Origin of the sequence: Nocardia sp. NPDC051787 (assembly GCF_040681325.1) — a bacterium.
Taxonomy (GTDB): Bacteria; Actinomycetota; Actinomycetes; order Mycobacteriales; family Mycobacteriaceae; genus Nocardia.
Genome location: NZ_JBFAYO010000058.1, coordinates 1 through 18,278 on the forward strand (window position 1 = coordinate 1; position 18,278 = coordinate 18,278).

General features: G+C 67.4%; 17 protein-coding genes. 12 read left to right on the forward strand and 5 right to left on the reverse strand.

The genetic code is table 11. The annotated features are described in order from the left end of the window. The first annotated feature begins 207 nt into the window (after positions 1 to 207). A complete protein-coding gene (locus AB0M45_RS33220) occupies positions 208 to 1,446 on the forward strand; it encodes an MFS transporter (RefSeq protein ID WP_364337343.1) in 1,239 nt (412 codons plus the stop codon). Between the two features lie 135 nt (positions 1,447 to 1,581). Here AB0M45_RS33220 and AB0M45_RS33225 read toward each other — a convergent pair whose 3' ends face one another. After that, positions 1,582 to 1,950, reverse strand: a complete 369-nt coding sequence (locus AB0M45_RS33225) for a nitroreductase family deazaflavin-dependent oxidoreductase (RefSeq protein ID WP_364337345.1) — start codon at positions 1,948 to 1,950, stop codon at positions 1,582 to 1,584. A gap of 461 nt (positions 1,951 to 2,411) precedes the next feature. On the opposite strand from AB0M45_RS33225, the gene AB0M45_RS33230 reads away from it, so the two are divergent. After that, positions 2,412 to 3,734 (forward strand): family 1 glycosylhydrolase, encoded by a 1,323-nt coding sequence (locus AB0M45_RS33230; RefSeq protein ID WP_364337347.1) that lies wholly within the window; start codon positions 2,412 to 2,414, stop codon positions 3,732 to 3,734. A gap of 40 nt (positions 3,735 to 3,774) precedes the next feature. After that, positions 3,775 to 3,969, forward strand: coding sequence for a hypothetical protein (locus AB0M45_RS33235; RefSeq protein WP_364337349.1), 195 nt, complete (start codon positions 3,775 to 3,777; stop codon positions 3,967 to 3,969). A gap of 10 nt (positions 3,970 to 3,979) precedes the next feature. On the opposite strand, the gene AB0M45_RS33240 is transcribed toward AB0M45_RS33235, so the two are convergent. Then, positions 3,980 to 4,915, reverse strand: coding sequence for a nitronate monooxygenase (locus tag AB0M45_RS33240; RefSeq protein ID WP_364337372.1), 936 nt, complete (start codon positions 4,913 to 4,915; stop codon positions 3,980 to 3,982). A 176-nt stretch (positions 4,916 to 5,091) separates the two neighbouring features. Further along, positions 5,092 to 5,790 (reverse strand): WHG domain-containing protein, encoded by a 699-nt coding sequence (locus AB0M45_RS33245; RefSeq protein WP_364337350.1) that lies wholly within the window; start codon positions 5,788 to 5,790, stop codon positions 5,092 to 5,094. A 186-nt stretch (positions 5,791 to 5,976) separates the two neighbouring features. Here AB0M45_RS33245 and AB0M45_RS33250 point away from each other — a divergent pair, with 186 nt between their 5' ends. The 9 genes from AB0M45_RS33250 to AB0M45_RS33290 all read left to right on the forward strand — a co-directional run bounded on the left by AB0M45_RS33250 (position 5,977) and on the right by AB0M45_RS33290 (position 14,731). Continuing rightward, on the forward strand, positions 5,977 to 7,698 hold the full coding sequence (locus AB0M45_RS33250; RefSeq protein ID WP_364337352.1) for a GMC family oxidoreductase: 1,722 nt from the start codon (positions 5,977 to 5,979) through the stop codon (positions 7,696 to 7,698). A 314-nt stretch (positions 7,699 to 8,012) separates the two neighbouring features. Further along, positions 8,013 to 9,578 (forward strand): serine hydrolase, encoded by a 1,566-nt coding sequence (locus AB0M45_RS33255; RefSeq protein ID WP_364337374.1) that lies wholly within the window; start codon positions 8,013 to 8,015, stop codon positions 9,576 to 9,578. A gap of 266 nt (positions 9,579 to 9,844) precedes the next feature. Beyond that, complete coding sequence (locus tag AB0M45_RS33260; RefSeq protein ID WP_364337354.1) at positions 9,845 to 10,036, forward strand: (2Fe-2S)-binding protein; 192 nt, start codon at positions 9,845 to 9,847, stop codon at positions 10,034 to 10,036. Between the two features lie 58 nt (positions 10,037 to 10,094). Continuing rightward, a complete protein-coding gene (gene bfr, locus AB0M45_RS33265) occupies positions 10,095 to 10,574 on the forward strand; it encodes a bacterioferritin (RefSeq protein WP_364337356.1) in 480 nt (159 codons plus the stop codon). A 379-nt stretch (positions 10,575 to 10,953) separates the two neighbouring features. Next, entirely contained in the window at positions 10,954 to 11,064 is a 111-nt protein-coding gene (gene mftA, locus AB0M45_RS33270; protein ID WP_364337358.1) for a mycofactocin precursor MftA, read from the forward strand. Further along, positions 11,054 to 11,383, forward strand: coding sequence for a mycofactocin biosynthesis chaperone MftB (gene mftB / locus AB0M45_RS33275; RefSeq protein WP_364337360.1), 330 nt, complete (start codon positions 11,054 to 11,056; stop codon positions 11,381 to 11,383). Before mftA ends, mftB begins: the two co-directional genes overlap by 11 nt. Further along, entirely contained in the window at positions 11,380 to 12,561 is a 1,182-nt protein-coding gene (gene mftC / locus AB0M45_RS33280; RefSeq protein ID WP_364337362.1) for a mycofactocin radical SAM maturase, read from the forward strand. The genes mftB and mftC overlap by 4 nt, the downstream gene beginning before the upstream one ends. Before the next feature lie 41 nt (positions 12,562 to 12,602). Next, positions 12,603 to 14,021, forward strand: coding sequence for a mycofactocin biosynthesis glycosyltransferase MftF (gene mftF / locus AB0M45_RS33285; RefSeq protein WP_364337364.1), 1,419 nt, complete (start codon positions 12,603 to 12,605; stop codon positions 14,019 to 14,021). Positions 14,022 to 14,095: 74 nt separating this feature from the next. Next, positions 14,096 to 14,731, forward strand: a complete 636-nt coding sequence (locus tag AB0M45_RS33290; RefSeq protein WP_364337366.1) for an MspA family porin — start codon at positions 14,096 to 14,098, stop codon at positions 14,729 to 14,731. 569 nt (positions 14,732 to 15,300) lie between these two features. On the opposite strand, the gene AB0M45_RS33295 is transcribed toward AB0M45_RS33290, so the two are convergent. Then, positions 15,301 to 16,035: a contact-dependent growth inhibition system immunity protein gene (locus tag AB0M45_RS33295; protein WP_364337368.1), complete on the reverse strand. Its 735-nt coding sequence runs from the start codon at positions 16,033 to 16,035 to the stop codon at positions 15,301 to 15,303. Between the two features lie 194 nt (positions 16,036 to 16,229). Beyond that, positions 16,230 to 18,278 (reverse strand): condensation domain-containing protein (locus AB0M45_RS33300; protein ID WP_364337370.1); only part of this gene is annotated, 2,049 nt, incomplete at its 5' end.

Here is an 18,278-nt window from a genome sequence, read left to right on the forward strand (position 1 = left end):
TGAAATGCCGCGACTTCTTCTGTGCCACAAACAACTCCGTTCAGTGTTACCCAATCCTACTTTGGGCCACTGTCCGAGACCCTCCGGGCACCTCAAACGCATGGTTGTGGTCCGCTCCCGGATGGTTGTTTGACCGGCCGTCCGCCGACCGCTTTGCTCACGGGTCGATACCGGCGTTCGATCGAGACAACCAGGAGTCCTCGGAGCATGGCCAAAAGCAAGTCGTTGGGTAGGCCTTTCGGATGGCTCTGGGCCGCATACGCCGTCAGCACCCTCGGTACCTGGTTCGCCTTCGACGCGTTCACCTTGATCGCGATCCTCGTCCTGCACGCCGGCCCGGCCCAGGTGTCGGCGCTGGCCGCCGCAGGCCTCGCGGTAGGAGCCGTGGTTGCCGTACCGCTCGGTCCCTGGGTCGAGTTCCGCCGCAAGCGGCCGGTCATGGTCATCATGGACCTCACCCGGTGCGCGGCCTTGCTCAGCATCCCGGCCACCTACGCACTCGGCAGGCTCACCTTCATCCAGCTGCTGATCGTGTCGGGCGTGGTGGCCGCGGCCGATATCGCCTTCAAGGCGGCCAGTGGCGCCTATCTGAAAGCGCTCGTTCGGCCGGAGGACCTGCTCGTCGCGAACGGCCGGTTCGAGTCCACCACGTGGACCGCCACCGCGCTGGGACCACCGATCGGCGGAGCCGCGGTCGGGCTGTTCGGGCCGGTGACAGCCGTGATCGCCAACGCGATCAGCTTCCTGCTGTCCGCCACAGGGATTCGAGCGATCCGCGGAATGGAACACCCTCCCAGACGAACCCAGGCACAACGTGTCGATGATCTGGTCGAAGGATGGCGCTGCATCCTGACCGATCCGGCCCTGCGTCCGATGTTCTTTCACACGATTCTCGTCAACGGACTGATCCTGTCCACCGCACCACTGCTCGCCCTGCTCATGCTCGATCGCCTCGGGTTCGCCACCTGGCAGTACGGGCTCGCGTTCGGAGCGCCGTGCCTCGGCGGCCTCGTCGGGGCACATCTCAGCCGTCGACTCGTGCCACGGTTCGGGCAGCACAAGGTCATGTACACCGCCGGCACCCTCCGTGTGTGCTGGCCGCTCGGGCTGGCCCTTATCGCCCCGGGCACAGGCGGTCTCGTCCTCGTACTCATCCTCCAGTTCTGTCTGGTCACCTCTATCGGCGTGTTCAATCCGGTGTTCGCCACCTACCGGCTCGAGCAGACGCCGACCGACCGAATCGCCCGCACGCTTTCCGCCTGGTCGATCACCAACAACGCGAGCGTCGCGGCGTTGACGGTCCTGTGGGGTCTCCTGGCCCACAGCGTTGGTCTCCGCACCGCGATCGCGATCGCCGGTCTGCTCCTGCTGGCAACACCGCTCCTACTACCTCGAAACGAGCACATGGCACCGCACGCGCCGGAAACGACCGCAGGCCGTGCCTGAGCCGACCGGACGTCCACTCGATGCGCCACCGGTCTCCCCGTTGCGCCGCTTGGAGCCTCGCGGTCATTTGGGTTCCGGATAGCGACAAATCGCGATTACGGGGGCACCGGCCCACACCGCTCGACTGCCGGTTGTTCAAGCGGATACACGACGCAGCTCGAAGATACGAAACACGCGGCCGCCGGAGAGTTCGCACTCCATCGCATAGCCGGGCCAGAACTCGACCGCCAGGTCCCAGAACCGTTTGCGCTCGACGCCGGTGATTTCACGGACCGTGACCAGGAACTGCTCGCCTTTGCACCGAGCCGAGGCAGTCTCGGCGGCACGCAGGTTCGCCGACCAGGCGGGATGTTCCGGACTGCCCCAGTTCGAACCGAGAACGACGAAGCCCTCAGTGACACGGCGGATCAGCCGCTCCACCCGCAGCACGACCGGCGCCCAGCGCATCACCCAGCGCCGCCGGGCGAGCCACCGCGCCAGCGGCGGCAGCGGATTCGAGACCATGCTCGAATCCTCACACGGCCCTGGTGTGGGGGGAATCGACGAGCCGGGACCGAGGGGCATCTCACACGGAGCATCCGCTCCGCCATGCGTTGCCGAGCCGTGCGTTGGACCGCGCGCCCTGTCCCTCCCCTACTTGCTGATTTGTTTGTTCGTAAGGTTTGTCGGGTCTGGCGGGGTGGTTGTTAATTTATATAGTTAGATGCGCATATCTACGTAACATCATGCTTATCCGATGATTGTCGTCGTTGGCGCGCCCCTTCGCGATGCTTGCAGCGCGCTTGCCCCGAAGTCGCACCTCTTCCCCACCCCGAGAGACAGGGGCGTCCGCACAACTCCTCTCCCCCACTTCGACAAAAACGGACAATTGACCAGTTACCCTGTTCCCCGTGGTACCCACCCCGCCCGGTCCCCCGCACCGGAGGTCCACGAGCACCCGTCACCCATCTCGGAACAGGAGTTCGATGCGATCACACCGCCGCCGCCACGTCGTGGCCGCGCTCGCGGCAGTTACCGCGGCACTCATCGGGACCACCACCCATGCCTCCGCGCGGCCGACGCCACCGGCTCATGTAGCGCCGATGGACCCGGACTTCCTCTGGGGCGTCGCCGCGTCGGGATACCAATCGGAGGGTCACGCCCCCGACAGCAACTGGTCCCGCTACGTCGCGTCCGGGAAAACGCCTGACCCGTATCTGGATTCGATCGACTTCTACACGCGCTACCGGTCGGATATCGCCCTGGCGGCCGATCTGGGCGTCAAGGTCTATCGGGTCGGCATCGAGTGGGCCCGCCTGCAGCCCGAGCCCGGCAGGTGGGACCCGCACGGGCTGACGTTCTACGACAATGTGGTCGCCGCTATCACTGCCGCAGGCATGCGACCGATGCTCACCATCGATCACTGGGTGTATCCGGGCTGGGCCGTCGACCGCGGCGGATGGAACAACCCGGGCATCGTGGCGGATTGGCTGGCCAACGCGCGTGCCGTCGTGGACCGCTACGCCTCGTACGACCCACTGTGGGTGACGTTCAACGAGCCCACGTTCTATGTGGTGAACGAGCTGCGCCACGGCGGAATCACGCCGACCTCCGTGCCCGCCATGCAGGACCGAATCGCCCAGGCGCACAACAGCATCTACGACTACATTCACCGCGCGCAACCGAATGCGATGGTAACCAGCAACGTCGCCTACATACCCGGCGGCGAGGACGTGGTGAACAAGCCGCTGGTCGACAAGATCGGCACCAAACTCGATTACATCGGCATCGATTACTACTACGGCCTGTCCCCCGACAGCATCACCGGCATAATGAACTTCACGGAGCTGTGGAAGAACCCTCTGCAGCCGGAGGGCATCTACTATGCGCTGCAACACTATTCGCGCCAGTTCCCCGGCAAGCCGCTCTACATCGTCGAGAACGGCATGCCCACAGAGAACGGCAGGCCGCGCGCGGATGGATACGGCCGCGCCGACTCGCTCCGCGACACCGTCTACTGGCTCCAGCGCGCCAAGGCCGACGGCATGAACCTGATCGGCTACAACTACTGGAGCCTCACCGACAATTACGAATGGGGTTCCTACACACCGCGTTTCGGACTCTATACCGTCGACGTGCTGACCGATCCCGCGTTGACCCGCAAGCCGACCGACGCGGTACCGGCATATTCGGCCATCACCCGGTCCGGCGGCGTCGCACCCGACTATCGGCCCACCCGCGCGCCGAAGGATTGCTCATTGGTCGACGTACCCGCCAGCTGTGTCGACCCCGTCGCCGTCCCGCGGTGACATGTTCGTGAGCAATAGCGCCACCGAGAGGAAGCAGAGGATGACCGACGATCCCGTCACGGTCCTGCGCCGCTGGCACGACTCAGGCGGGGTCTGGCGGGTGGTCGGCCGTCGCTCGGGTACGGTCACCGTCGCGCTCTTCCCGTGCACCGGCGGCGAGGAGGTCGACCGGCTGACCTCCGCCGACCCCGGCCTGATCCACTTCGTCGGCGACCGCGTGAGCAGCGAGGACTGAACCCGCCGGGCTAGCCATCGACCGGTCCGTCCGCGAGGTGCGCGGTCGCGCCCGACCAAAGCCGATGGAGCACCCGCGCGGCGGGTTCCACCGTGGTGATCAGACCAACGCCCTGCCCCGCGTCGATCGGCGTCACCGCCGGATCGTCCGCGGCGATCGCGGCGGCCAGCGCCGCTCGGGCGGACCGATCCGCGGCGAGCTCGTCCTCCCGGCCGGTCCACCGATCGGTGAACTCGGTTCGCAGCACCCGCGCGGGAAAGCGTGCGGGCCAAGGCAATTCCATCCCCACGTCGTACGCGCGGGTCAGGACGGTGTCCTCGCCACGTGCGGCGAGTAGCGCTCGCCGGTCCGGCTCCGACAGCAACGATTCCGCGCAGGCCGCGAGGCAGGTGCCCAGCCATGCTCCGGTCGCGCCCGCTCGCAGCACGGCCGCCAAGCTCGACGATGCGCCGATTCCGCCCGCCGCGAGCACTGGAACCGACGCGGCGTTCAGCACCGCTTCCAGGAGTGGCAGCAGCGTCGCGGTCACGGCGCCATGACCACCGCCTTCCACACCGCGGGCCACCAGGACGCCGACACCCGCGTCCTGCGCACGCCGCGCGTCCTGCGCGCTGTACACCTGCGTTGCGGCGACGATCCCCGCGTCCGTGACGCGGGTGGCCCAGCCGAGGTCGGTGCCGAAACTCACCGAGATCAACGCGGGCCGCGCCGCGATCGCGACCTCCAGCAATTCGGGCTCCGCGGCGACCACCCAGTCGACCAGGCCGATGCCGAACGGGCCGTCGATGCCGCGGACATGCGGCAGTTCCCGTTCCAGCGCCGCGACCGATCCGGCGCTGCCCATCCCGATCATGCCGAGGCCGCCCGCGGCGGTCACCGCCGCGGCGAGCCGTCCGCCCGCCACTGCGCCCATCGGCGCGTTGACCAGCGGAATCCGTGCGCCGATCCGGTGTGCCCAAGCGAGCGGGGCACGCGGTCCCGGCGAGGGAAGTAGTCGTTCGTCGTGATCCGTCACGCGTTCCATCGCAACATAGCCCGATTCGAGATCGCGCTCGGTCCTCGTTGTCCGGGATGCGTCACCCGGCGATCGGTCGGTCGGGGCTTCCCCGCACGCAGGGCGGGTCAGCCGCGGTAACCGAGCATATCCAGCAGCGCATCGAGTTGGTACTCGAACAATTCGTCGCGGTCGGCGAAAGTCTCGCGACCGTACATGTCGAAGACGTCCGCGCTCACCGCGCCGAACAAGCCGACCCAGAACGTCACGCCGCGAACCACCAGCCAGTCGGGCAGCTCGAGCTGGAACTCGGCCCGGATCCGCGCGAAACTGCCTGCTAGCGGGCCGGATACGCGCGGCTCCCGGCTCGGCGCCGCGAGCTTGCCCGCCGCGTAGGCGCGGGCGAACAGGGTTTGCATGGTGGCGATCACCCGCGTACCTGGCGCGGCGGTCTCCGCCGCGGGCGCGTCGTAGCCGGGCACCGGTGTGCCGAACAGCAAACCGTAGTGCGCCGGTTCGGTCAGCGCCCAGCCGCGCACGGTGCGGCCGAGGACGCGCAGCCGGTCGACCGGATCCTCCGCGGCGTCGGCCAGCGCGGCGTCCACTGCGTCGCCGAGTGCGTTGTAGCCGTCCACCACGAGCAGGGTGAGCAGTTCGTCGCGACTGCGGACGTAGCGGTAGACGGCCGAGGAAACCACCCCGAGGTCGCGCGCCACAGCGCGCAGGGAGAGTGCGGCCGCGCCATCGGTCGCCAGGTGTTCGCGCCCGATCCGGACGATGTCGTTCATGGTCTGAGCCCTGGCGCGGGCGCGGGGTGTCGTCGGCATAGCAGAAACCATGCTCGCCCGAGAGAGCAATGTCAACTATTGAGAGCATTGCTCTTCTAACGCTGGCGATGGGCGTATTCGCACCGCTCTAGGCAGCGGGCGGAGTAGTCCTGGTCGACTTGCGAACCGTTACTTACCCGGGAGTAGTGTTAGCCCTGTCACTGGCGACACGATGAGGAGTTCCACATGGACCAGCGGACGACGGATTTCGACGTGCTGATCGTCGGTTCGGGGTTCGGCGGCAGCGTCACCGCGCTCCGGCTGGTGGAGAAGGGATACAAGGTCGGCGTGCTGGAGGCGGGCCGTCGCTTCGCCGACGACGAGCTGCCCAAGACCAGCTGGGAGCTGAAGAAGTTCCTCTGGGCGCCCGCGCTCGGCTGCTACGGCATCCAGCGCATCCATCCGCTGCGCAACGTCCTCATCCTCGGCGGCGCCGGTGTCGGCGGCGGCTCGCTGAACTACGCGAACACCCTGTACGTGCCGCCGGAGCCGTTCTTCCGGGACGCCCAGTGGCGCGACATCACCGACTGGCGCGAGGAGCTGACCCCGTACTACGAGCGGGCGCAGAAGATGCTCGGCGTGGTGCGCAATCCGCACATGACGCCCGCCGACGAGGTCTTCAAGTCCGTCGCCGACGACATGGGAGTCGGCGACACGTTCGTGCAGACGCCGGTGGGCGTGTTCTTCGGTGAACCGGGCAAGACCGTGCCCGACCCGTATTTCGGCGGTGTCGGCCCCGACCGCACCGGCTGCGTCGAATGCGGTGACTGCATGGTGGGCTGCAAGTACGGCGCGAAGAACACCTTGGTCAAGAACTACCTATACCTTGCCGAGAAGGCCGGGGCCGAGGTCATTCCGATGACGACGGTCACCGCGATCCGGCCGCACCCCGACGGGACCTGGGACGTGTCCACCGTCCGCACTGGCGCGTGGGTGCGCAAGAACGCGCAGACGTTCACCGCGGCGCACGTAGTACTCGCCGCCGGAACGCGCGGCACGCAGAAGCTGCTGTTCGCGATGCGCGACAAGGGTGTGCTGCCGAATCTGTCGGACCGGCTCGGCGTGCTGACGCGCACCAACTCCGAGTCGATCGTCGGCGCGGCGACCAAGAAGGTCGCTCCTGGCGTCGACTTCACCAAGGGTGTCGCGATCACGTCCTCGATCCACCCCACTCCCGACACCCACATCGAGCCGGTCCGTTACGGCAAGGGCTCCAACTCCATGGGACTGCTACAGACGCTCATGGTCGACGGCGGCGGCCGCATCCCGCGCTGGCTGCGCTTCCTCGGCATGGTGCTGCGGCATCCGATGGACCTGCTCAGCTTCCTGAGCACCAAGAACTGGAGCGAGCGCACCATCATCTCGCTGGTCATGCAGCATCTGGACAATTCGATCACCACTTACACCAAGCGCGGACTGTTCGGGCGCAAACTCACCAGCAAGCAGGGACACGGCGAGCCCAATCCGACCTGGATTCCCGTCGGTAACGACGTGACCAGGCGGGTCGCCGAGAGGATCGGCGGCATCCCCGGCGGCAGCTGGGGTGAGATCGTCAACATCCCGCTCACGGCCCACTTCCTCGGCGGCGCGGTGATCGGCGCCGACGCCGAGCACGGCGTGATCGATGGCTACCACCGCGTGTACGGCTACCCCACGCTCAGCGTGGTGGACGGTGCGGCAGTCTCGGCAAATCTGGGTGTGAACCCCTCGTTGACCATCACCGCACAGGCCGAGCGGGCGGCGGCGTACTGGCCGAACAAGGGCGAGGTGGACACGCGGCCCCCGGTGGGCGCGGGATATCGGCGGATCGCCCCGGTCGCGCCGGTCGAGCCGGCGGTTCCGGCGAGTTCGCCTGCGGCGCTGGTCCTTCCGATCGTCGAGATCCGGGAGACACCGGCCGCAGGGTAGGACAGCGACGGCCGGTCCGCACGACCGGGCGCCCATCTCACGACGCGTTCCCGGCCGAGACGCCTCGATTCCGCCCTTCGGCAGCCCGCCCGGCGGCGTCCTCGGGGACGTCATCCGCACATCGCGGGTCGCCCGCCCAGCAGCGGCGGGAGGAGCTAACTGCCGATAGGCCGACCGGCCGATACCCATCGGGAACGAGACGCCCGGACCCTCCGCGCAGCAAACTCTCCTCAACTAGCCTTAACTGGTCGTTTGTCGCTACGAAAGCCAGGAGGCGACCCGTGAGCACACTCCGGCGCGTACTGCTCGGGCCCATGGCGATGGCGACTGCCGTCGTTCTTGCCATAACGGGATGCGGCGACGACGAACGGGACTCCCGCCCCGGAAGCGGCACGCCATCCAACTCGGCGATGCCCAACCAGGTCGCCGGAGTGCCGATCCCGGACGGCCGGATCGACGACGCGGTGGCCGAACTGGACGAACTCGCCGAAGGGCTGCTCGCCTCCTCCGGCATCCCCGGCATGGCGGTCGCCGTGGTGCACGGCGGAGAAGTGATATACAGCAAGGGTTTCGGTGTCCGGAACATCGTCACCGAGGAGAAGGTGGACGCGGACACGGTTTTTCAGCTCGCGTCGGTTTCCAAGCCGATCGGCGCGACGGTCGTCGCCCGCCGGATCGCCGCCGGTGGCGTCGAGTGGGACACCCCGGTACGCACGTTGCTGCCTTCGTTCGCGCTCGCCGATCCGTACGTCACCGAGCACGTCACCATCGGGGACCTGTACGCGCACCGCTCGGGGCTGCCCGACCACGCGGGTGACCTGCTGGAAGACCTCGGTTACGACCGTCAGCAAGTGCTCGACCGGCTGCGACTGCTGCCGTTGGGCGCCTTCCGGGACTCCTACGAGTACACCAATTTCGGCTTGACCGCGGCCGCCGCCGCCGTGGCCTCGGCCGCGGACACCGACTGGGAGACGTTGTCGGAGCAGACCATCTATGATCCGCTCGGGATGGATTCGACCAGCTCGCGCTACGCCGACTTCATCGCCCGCGCCAACCGCGCCGAGGGGCACGTCCTGGTCGGCGGCAAGTACGCGGTGGCGAACCCGCCGCGCCAGCCGGACGCGCAGTCTCCGGCGGGCGGGGTCAGCTCGTCCGTCGCCGACCTGGGCAAATGGATGGCGATGGTGCTGGCGAACGGTTCCGCGGGCGGCTCGATGCTCGTGCCCCCGGAAGATCTGCTGCCCGCCATCTCCCCGCAGGTGGTGTCGTCGCCCCCGAGAACGCCGGACGCGCGCACCGGGTTCTACGGGTTCGGCTTCAACGTCAGCGACTCCGCCGCCGGCCGGGTGACCCTCGGTCATTCCGGAGCGTTCGGCCTCGGGGCGGGAACCGCGTTCACCTTGATCCCGTCCGCCGACGTCGGCATCGTGACGTTGACCAACGCGTCGCCGATCGGCGTGCCGGAAACGCTGAATGCCGAGTTCGCCGACCTGGTCCAATTCGGGAGGATCCAGCAGGACTGGCGCACGTTGTACAAGACGGCATTCCAACCGCTCGGCGCGCCGTCGGGCGCACTGGTCGGCAAACAGCCGCCGTCGGATCCGGTTCCGGCGCGACCGCTGCCGAGTTACGCGGGCACCTATGACAACGCCTACTACGGACCGGCGACGGTCAGCATCACCGGCGATTCCCTGACCCTCACCCTGGGGCCGAAGAATATGACCTTCCCGCTGAAACATTGGAGCGGCGACACCTTCGTCTTCACCCCGCCCGGCGAGAACGCCAACCCGGGCACGATCTCCCAGGCGACCTTCGACGGCGGCAAGCTCAGGCTCGAGTATTACGACACCGATCACCTCGGCGTCTTCACCCGAGACTGACCGTCATCGCTTCGGCGCGGAGTGCGACGAGGCATAGGTGGGTGGTCCGCTCCGCCGACCTCGCCATGCCGAGGAAAAGGACGTCGAGCAGGCCATCGCTGCCATGGTGCACACAAGGCGGACGGCGAGCAGGAACTCGGTAGAGCACCGAGGTCCACCCACCCACCGGGTTTCACAGGCGGCGGCCAACCTGATATACATAGGGCAGGCTTACCTCGTTAGTAGAGGCTAACCTCATTGAAAGGCCAGTGGTGCTGTGAGGCTTCATGTATGTGTGCATCTGTAACGCGGTGTCCGAAGCCGACGTGCACGACTGCGTTTCGGCGGGCGCAAGCACCATCAGGCAGGTGAAGAACGCATGCGGGTGGAAACCTGGATGCGGCAGCTGCACGTCGCGGCTGGCGGAGGTGATCGGACACGCCCGGGCCTCGTCCGGAGCCGAGCCATCGGCCGCATGATCCGACACACCCGGCGCTCTGACGGCCACCACGCGAGATCTGTGCCACGATCGCTCCCATGGAAGGCGACCAGGATATCCTGACGCTGCTCAACGAGCAGCTCACGGCCGAACTCACGGCGATCAACCAGTACTTCCTGCATGCCAAAATGCAGGAGAACTGGGGCCTCCCGAAGCTGGCCCGGCACACTCGTCACGAGTCCATCGATGAGATGAAACACGCCGAGATCCTCACCGACCGAATTCTGTTCCTCCAGGGCCTGCCGAACTACCAGAAACTCAACCCGCTGCGCATCGGACAGACCGTGCCGGAGCAACTGCGGGCCGACCTGCACATCGAGATGGAGGCGATCGAGCGGCTCCGACGGGGCATCGACCTGATGCGTTCACGCGGCGACGTCACCTCGGCTCGCGTCTTCGAACAGATCCTCGAAGACGAAGAGCAGCATGTCGATTACCTGGAGACCGAACTCGACCTGATGGAGAAGCTGGGCGAGTCGCTGTACCTGCAGCGCTTCACCGAGCCCCCAGGGGACTGAACCGGCGAGGACTGCCGGAAAGACCGCTCGGACGAGCATGCTCGGCTCTCCTGTCGAGCGGCGACAGCGCGACGGCCGCGGCACAGGGACCGCCCTCGTCGGCGAGCTCGTGGATTCCACGGGTCAGCCGACGGCGGCGTCCAGCGCCGCGGCCGTCGCGGCTTCCATCCAGATGCCACCACAGAACCACTCGGGCTATGGCACACCGGCGAGGGACGCCAGCGCAATCTCGTCGACCGCCTTATCTGCGAGCCGCAGCTCTACCTCCGCCACGACTGATTTGGAGCGCTGTTCACTCATTGCCCCTTCCATTTTGACATCTGGTGTCATTATTCTCTCAGTCACGCAGACGCAGTTGTCGAAACCGATGGAGGACGCCGTGAGCCAACCCACAACCGAGCGGACCGTGAACCGCGCCGACGACGCCGTGATAGAGGAGGATCTGCTGGTCGAGGAGGTCTCGATCGATGGCATGTGCGGTGTCTACTGACGCGCCCACCAGGGGCGCTACGGTATTCGACCCGGCCCGGCCGTACGCGCTGGCGGCGTCGGTGACGCTACGTCCCGAGCCGTTCGGCGCGCTGGTCTACGACTACGCCACCCGTCGGCTCTCGTTCCTCAAGACACCGCTGCTGGTCGCCGTGGTACGAGAGCTGGCCGACCAGCCCGACGTGACCGCGGCGCTCGCCGCGGCCGAGGTCCCGCCGGCCGAGTACACCCGCTATCTCGGCGCCCTCGCCGGGCTGGCCGAGGCCGCCACCATCGTGCCCCGGCCCACCGACCGACCCGCGAACAGGATCGAACGATGAAACTGGTCGAACATTTCAAGCACGGCCTGGACGCCCCGATCTGCCTGACCTGGGAGCTGACTTACGCGTGCAACCTCGCGTGCGCCCATTGCCTGTCGTCCTCCGGTCGGCGCGACCCGGGTGAGCTGTCCACCGCCGAGGCCAAGGCGGTCATCGACGAGCTGCAGCGGATGCAGGTGTTCTACGTCAATATCGGCGGCGGCGAACCGACCGTGCGGCCGGACTTCTGGGAACTGCTCGACTATTCCGTCGCACACAACGTCGGAGTCAAGTTCTCCACCAACGGAGTTCGCCTCACCCCCGAGCGTGCCCGGCGACTGGCCGCCACCGACTACGTGGACGTGCAGATCTCCCTCGACGGCGCGACCGCGGAGGTGAACGACGCGGTCCGCGGCCCGGGCTCCTTCGATATGGCATACCGTGCCATGACGAACCTGGCCGACGCCGGATTCGCCGGCTTCAAGATCTCGGTCGTGATGACCCGCCACAACGTGGCCCAGCTCGACGAATTCAAGGCCATCGCCGACCGATTCGGCGCGCAGCTGCGCATCACCCGGCTGCGGCCGTCCGGGCGCGGCGCCGACGTGTGGAACGACCTGCACCCCACCACCGACCAGCAGTTGCAGATCTACGACTGGCTGGTCGCCAACGGCGAGAAGGTGCTGACCGGCGATTCGTTCTTCCATCTCAACGCGCTCGGCTCCACCCCGCTGCCCGGGTTGAACCTGTGCGGCGCCGGCCGGGTGGTGTGCCTGATCGACCCGATCGGCGACGTGTACGCCTGCCCGTTCGCCATCCACGACCAGTTCCTCGCCGGAAACGTCCGAGACCCGGGTGGATTCGAAAGCGTCTGGCGCACTTCGGAACTGTTCACCCGGCTGCGACAGCCGCAGACCGGCGGCGCGTGCACCTCGTGTTCGGCCTACGACGCCTGCCAGGGCGGCTGCATGGCCGCGAAATTCTTCACCGGCCTGCCCCTGGACGGCCCCGACCCCGAATGCGTCAAGGGCAACGCCGAATTCGCACTCGCCGCCGTCGGCACGCGGCCACATCCAGACAAAGACCACTCCCGGGTCGCGGCTCCCCGCCCGGTTGGACTCGGGATACCCTCGACCCGCGCCACCAGCACCAAACCCGATCGCGCCTGCGACACCAGCCCCTTGGCCGGGCTGCGCTGACCAGAACCGCGGAGCCGATCCACGCGACGAAATCTGGTGCCATGAGACCCGCCCGTCTGCGAACGCGGGATGCGCCCGAGCCCACCGCCCGAGCCGACGGTGTGTCCAGCGTCGGCGTGGGCATTCGATTGCACCTCGACGCGCGGACACGACGGTTCCGTGACGGGCGGATACTGCTCGGCGGATCACCGGCCCGGCTGCTCGTACTCGGGTCCAGCGGCGTTCAGCGAGTGGACGCATGGCTCGCGGGCGCACCGGTCGCAGCCGATCCGCGAGAACAGGCCCTGGCCCGCCGCCTGCTGGATGCCGGACTCGTGCATCCGGTGGCAGACCGGGGGACGTTCACGAACGCCGAGGTGACCGTTGTCGTCCCGGTCAAAGACGATCCCGATGGACTGGAGCGGCTGCTGGCCGCAATCGGCGATGTCGCCGATCGCATCGTCGTCGACGACGGCTCCGCTACGCCAGTAGTGAAAGCGGCTGTCCGCCATAGCGTCGCGCGGGGTCCCGCCGCTGCCAGGAATGCCGGGTGGCGCCGCGCACGCACCCCGCTGGTCGCCTTCCTCGATTCGGACACCGTCCCGGATCCCGCGTGGCTGGACCACGTACTGCCACTGTTCGACGACCCGGCGGTCGCTGCGGTCGCACCCCGGGTCCGGTCGCTGGCCACCGGACCCGTCGGCGCGTACGAAGCGTGGCGTTCCTGTCTGGACATGGGACCCGAACCGTCCGCCGTGCGACCCGACGGCCGGGTGCGGTATGTACCGTCCGCCGCGTTGGTCGTGCGCCGTGATGCCCTGGTTTCCCTCGGCGGATTCGATGAAGACCTGCGCTACGGCGAGGACGTGGACCTGGTGTGGCGACTGGTCGCCGCAGGCCATACCGTTCGCTACCAACCCGCTGCGGTGGTCCGGCACAAGCCCCGCACCACCGTGACGGCGTGGCTGCGCCAGCGGTACCACTACGGCACGTCCGCCGCCGCGCTGGCGCAGCGACATCCAGGGATGCTGCATTGTGCCCACCTACCGCGCGACTACGCCGCACAGTGTGTCGTGGCCATCGCCGGTCATCCGCTGGTCGGCGCGGCACCCGCGATCATCGCCGCGGCACTGCGCGCGCGCCGGCTGCACCGACGCGGCATACCGGCCCGAGCGGTCGCCGACGTGACGGTCTCCGGCCAGTTCGGGCTCATCCGCCAGGTCGCCGACGCGCTGCGGCGCGTGTGGTGGCCGGTTGCCCTACCGACTCGACGCGGCCGGGCCTTGCTCGCCGCCGCCTGGCTGGCTCCGGTCGTCAGCGCCCTCTGCAGAGGGCCGGGGCCGCGCGCGGCGTTGCTGCGGGTCCTGGACGATCTCGCCTACGGTGTGGGCGTCTGGGCAGGCTGCGCCCGCCATCGCACGATAGCTCCGCTGTTGCCCCGGCTCGGCCGGTCCCGCAGGGGCCGTACCTCACATCGCTGATTTCTCTGTGCGGGGCTGTAGCGCGGCGGAGACCGTACTATGACCTCAGACTGTTACTAGCACTAAGGATTTCGTTGAAGGGCTCGATGAAAGCGATGCTCGGCATCGCTGCAACCGCGGCGTTCGGCATGACTGCCGCCACCGCGACCGCTGACCAAATGGCGGACAAATCTCGCGTCGTCGGCACCGAGGACGGCTGGGAGTTGCGGATCAGCAAGACCGCCGAAGACGTGCAACCTGTGCCCAATCTGGCCGCGACACCATTCACCCGGGAAGGGTTCGTCACGTTGTCGGCAGCAGCCGATATCAGTGGCGAGGGCCGGGAGGCGGTGAACTCGGGGACATTGCAGCTGGGATACCAGATCGGCTGCCAAGCCGATGTCTCCAACGGCCTGACCGTGGGAATCTCCGCGGCGATCGGCCCCAACGCCATGGTGACCATCGCCCCCTCACCCGGCCTCGCGGTCGGCGGCAGCGCGCTGGCCCTGCCGAACATGTCGACAACCATCAAGCCCGGCACCATCAGCACCATCACGCTCGGCACGAAAACGCTGGCCGGGGCGCATGGTTCCATCTCCGTCGATCAGGTGCAGATCAAGATCGATGCGTGCGCGGGCGCGGTCAGCCTGCGTTCGTTCGCGATCGTATCGATATCCACAGCCACAGCTGACAATTCGGTCGCGGTTTACGGTGACCCGATATGGCTGTGATCGGGCTGCGCGGATGGCGGCGTTGGATCGCGCCGGCCAGTGCGTCGGTATCGCTGATCATCGCCGCGGCCACCGCCTCCGCCGAACCCATCGTTCCGGCCGATCCGCCGTCGACGTGCGAAGCACCCGGCGCGGCAAGACCTCCGGCCTGCGACAACGCCCCGCAGTCGCGAGGCGGGCCTGCGCAATCGCAGCCACCGCTCCCACTGCAGATGCTGGCTCCCCCACCTGCCCGGTCGACACCCAGCACGAATACGCCTGCTGGCGCGCTGGTTCCGCCCGCGCCAGGCCCTGGAGGGCGCACACCGATCGTGCCCGCCCAGTAGCCGGCTCGGTCGCGAATTGCTCAGCTCCACTCGAAACTGCTCTGTGGCTGGAGAATTCCGAACTCCTTTGCCCGTCCACCGGTGGGGTTCGAGTTCACACTCGACCGGTTCGGCCCTCTCGCCACACTTGTGTCCGGATCGCGCTGGACACCGAAGCCGCCATGTATGGGTTCCGGGTCGAATACCCCCGCGCCACCAAGAGCTGACTTCCTACCCGAAGACGTCGGTCGATCTGTTCGGCGGCTAGTTGTTGCCGGGCAGATCGGCCAGGAAATCTGTAATGCGGTTCCAGATTTCTTCGTGCGGTGCACCGTGTTCGGTCAAATCACCCAGGTCACGGACCTTGTCGATGGCGTTTCGAATGCGAGTGACCGCGACGGGGTCCTGCCCCCAGTGTTCGTGGCCGACTCGGAGCGTCGCGACCAGCAGGTCACCAGGAAAGAGATCGCCTCCAGCCAGCGGATTCCATTCCAACTGGTGCAACGCACGCGCCAATAGGACATCGATGCCTTCGTTCTGCTGCAGAAGACAACGAACATCCTCGACAGTCAGACGTCCGATCGGTTTGCGCCGCAGCTCATGCACAGTGCGCATCAGTCTGGTCGCATCCGCCGGCATCGCGGGCCACACATCGTCCTCGAGCTGTTCCAACGACAGCTCTTCATCAGCGTCCGCGCACACCGTCCACATCCCGGCCTCGTGCTGGAAAAAGAGAGTAGCGACGTTGTCAGGCGAGCGAACTATTCGCGCGAGGGCGAAGTCTCCGAAAACGCGGATGCCTGCCACCTCGAAAGCAGGCTCACCAATCGGCTCGACAGGCTCGTCACAGTCGGGGTCGGACACGTTGTCCAAGAACTGCTCGGCTTCCTCAGCGCACATCAATGTTGCGATCTCGCGAGGAATCCCTCGCTCCACCGCCACCCAGAACTCGTTGATCAGCCCCAAGATCAGCGACTCATCATCAACCGAAGGCCTCATCCCGGCATCCTGCCCGCACCGACGTCTCCGGGTCCCGCCCACCATGGGAAGGCACCATGCGATGGCCGCGCGCGAGCTGGTCGCCACCGAGATACAGTTCCCCGGTGATGCCTTCGGTCACCGGACGCAACCCTGCCGTCCAGCACCAGCGCGCGCACGCCCCGGATCGGGCCCACCGATCGTCACGGGCGCCCTCAGGAGACAGCGACGCTGATATTGGTCATGATCGTGGTCTCGGTGGGCCCGTAGGCGTTGTAGAACTCACGGGTCCGTCTGCCGGCGATCGGCTGTACCCAGCGCCGCAGCAGCTCCGGCGGGCATGCCTCACCCTCGGCGATCACCACGCGGAGCCGGTCGAGTCCGGCCGGATCCATCGAGTCCAGCGCCGCGGGAGTGAAGAACGCGTGGGTCACCCGCTCGCGCCGCAATAGCGCGGTCAGGTCGGCGCCGCCGCAGACAGTCGGCGCCACCACGACCATCGTCGCCGCGCCGCCGACGGCCAGCAGCAACTCCAGCACCGACGCGTCGAAGGACGGTGACGCGAAATGCAGTGTGCGCGAACTACTCGTGACGCGATAGCGTTCGCGCTGCTCCGCGCAGAAACTCGGCAGCCAGGCATGGGTGACCACCGCACCCTCCGGTACACCCGTGGAGCCGGAGGTGTAGATGACGTAGGCCAGGTGCTCCGGACGCAGCGGTCGCGTCCGATCCCGGTCGGTGATCGGGTCGGTGGAGTGCCGGTCGAGTGCGTCCGCGAAGTCGGCGGTGTCGATGACCAGCCACTCGACGTCGCCGGGGAGGTCGGCGCGTACCGCGTCGACAGTCAGACCGAGCACCGCTCGCGAATCCGACACCATGTGCGCGACCCGATCGCGGGGATCGTGTGGGTCGACCGCTACGAAGCCCGCGCCGGTCTTCACGATGGCCCACACCGCGAGCACCGACTCCAACGACCGGGGAATACCCACCGCTACCAGGTCTTCGGGCCCGATACCCCGAGCGATCAGCGACCGCGCCAATCGGGTGGACTGCTCGTCGAGTTCGGCGTACTCCAGTTCGCCCAGTGATTCGGACTCGTCGGCAAAGATCACCGCGATTCCGTCCGGGTTCTCCTCCACCGCGGCGCTCAGTAGATCCGGCAGCAGGGCGATGGTGGCCGACTCGTTCTCGTGTGGCAGGGTGGCCGAACCCGCGGCCGTCAGCCGCCGGGCCTCTTGCGCGTCGAGGATGTCGATGTCCCACACCGCTATCGACGGTTCGGCCGCGACCGCGTTGAGGATGCGTTCGAACCGCGACACGAAGGAGCGTACGGTCGGTTCGTCGAAAAGGTCGGTGGCGTAGGCGAATACGACCACTATCTCGTCGGGCGAGTTGTCGGCGGCGACCCGCGGTTCGACGATGACCTGCAGGTCGAATTTCGCGGTGATCTCGCCGGTGTCCAGTGCGGTGACCGTCAGGTCCGGAAATTCCAGCGTGGGCTGCTCGAGGTCTTGGAACGACAGCATCACGCGGATGAGCGGATCGGCCGCCGCGCTGCGCGGGAGACCGGCTTCCTCGACGACTCGTTCGAAAGGTATGTCGGCGTTGGTGAATGCCGAAAGAGCCGTCTTCCTGGAGCGGTCGACCAGGTCGTGGAAGGTTGCCGCGGGATCGACTGCGACGCGCAGGGCGAGTGTGTTGACGAACATCCCGACCAGATCGTCCAGAGCTCGTTCGCCGCGACCGGCGATGGGGGTGCCGATCACGATGTCGGTGCCGCCGGACAGCCGCCCGAGCAGCGCCGCGAGGGCGGCGTGGACCACCATGAACAACGTCGCGTTGTGGTCACGCGCGATCCGGGTCAGCTGGTCGTGGATCGGGGCCGGGATGGTGACGGCGGTCGACGCGCCGCGGGTCGATGGCGTGGCGGGCCGTGGACGGTCCGTCGGTAGCTGCAGCGGTCCGGCCAGACCGGCCAGTTGGTCGCGCCAATACGACAACTGTTGCGCCGCAGGGGAAGACGGGTCGCTGTCGGAGCCGATGGTGGTGTGCTGCCAGAGGGCGAAGTCGGCGTACTGCACCGGCAGTGGCGACCAGTCCGGCGCACCGCCGCCGGTGCGGGCGAGGTAGGCGGTCACCAAGTCGCGGGCCAGTGGTCCGAGCGACACTCCGTCGGCGGAAATATGGTGCACCACGAGGACGAACAGGTGTTCGTCGCCGGAGCTGAACAGCCGCAGCCGGACAGGTACGGACGCGGTCACGTC

Bases quoted from the DNA above. Each gene is read 5' to 3' on its own strand.
- AB0M45_RS33220 (WP_364337343.1), top strand. From the start codon at position 208: ATGGCCAAAAGCAAGTCGTTGGGTAGGCCTTTCGGATGGCTCTGGGCC.
- AB0M45_RS33225 (WP_364337345.1), bottom strand. From the start codon at position 1,950: ATGGTCTCGAATCCGCTGCCGCCGCTGGCGCGGTGGCTCGCCCGGCGG.
- AB0M45_RS33230 (WP_364337347.1), top strand. From the start codon at position 2,412: ATGCGATCACACCGCCGCCGCCACGTCGTGGCCGCGCTCGCGGCAGTT.
- AB0M45_RS33235 (WP_364337349.1), top strand. From the start codon at position 3,775: ATGACCGACGATCCCGTCACGGTCCTGCGCCGCTGGCACGACTCAGGC.
- AB0M45_RS33245 (WP_364337350.1), bottom strand. From the start codon at position 5,790: ATGCCGACGACACCCCGCGCCCGCGCCAGGGCTCAGACCATGAACGAC.
- AB0M45_RS33250 (WP_364337352.1), top strand. From the start codon at position 5,977: ATGGACCAGCGGACGACGGATTTCGACGTGCTGATCGTCGGTTCGGGG.
- AB0M45_RS33255 (WP_364337374.1), top strand. From the start codon at position 8,013: ATGGCGATGGCGACTGCCGTCGTTCTTGCCATAACGGGATGCGGCGAC.
- AB0M45_RS33260 (WP_364337354.1), top strand. From the start codon at position 9,845: ATGTATGTGTGCATCTGTAACGCGGTGTCCGAAGCCGACGTGCACGAC.
- bfr (WP_364337356.1), top strand. From the start codon at position 10,095: ATGGAAGGCGACCAGGATATCCTGACGCTGCTCAACGAGCAGCTCACG.
- mftC (WP_364337362.1), top strand. From the start codon at position 11,380: ATGAAACTGGTCGAACATTTCAAGCACGGCCTGGACGCCCCGATCTGC.
- mftF (WP_364337364.1), top strand. From the start codon at position 12,603: ATGAGACCCGCCCGTCTGCGAACGCGGGATGCGCCCGAGCCCACCGCC.
- AB0M45_RS33295 (WP_364337368.1), bottom strand. From the start codon at position 16,035: ATGAGGCCTTCGGTTGATGATGAGTCGCTGATCTTGGGGCTGATCAAC.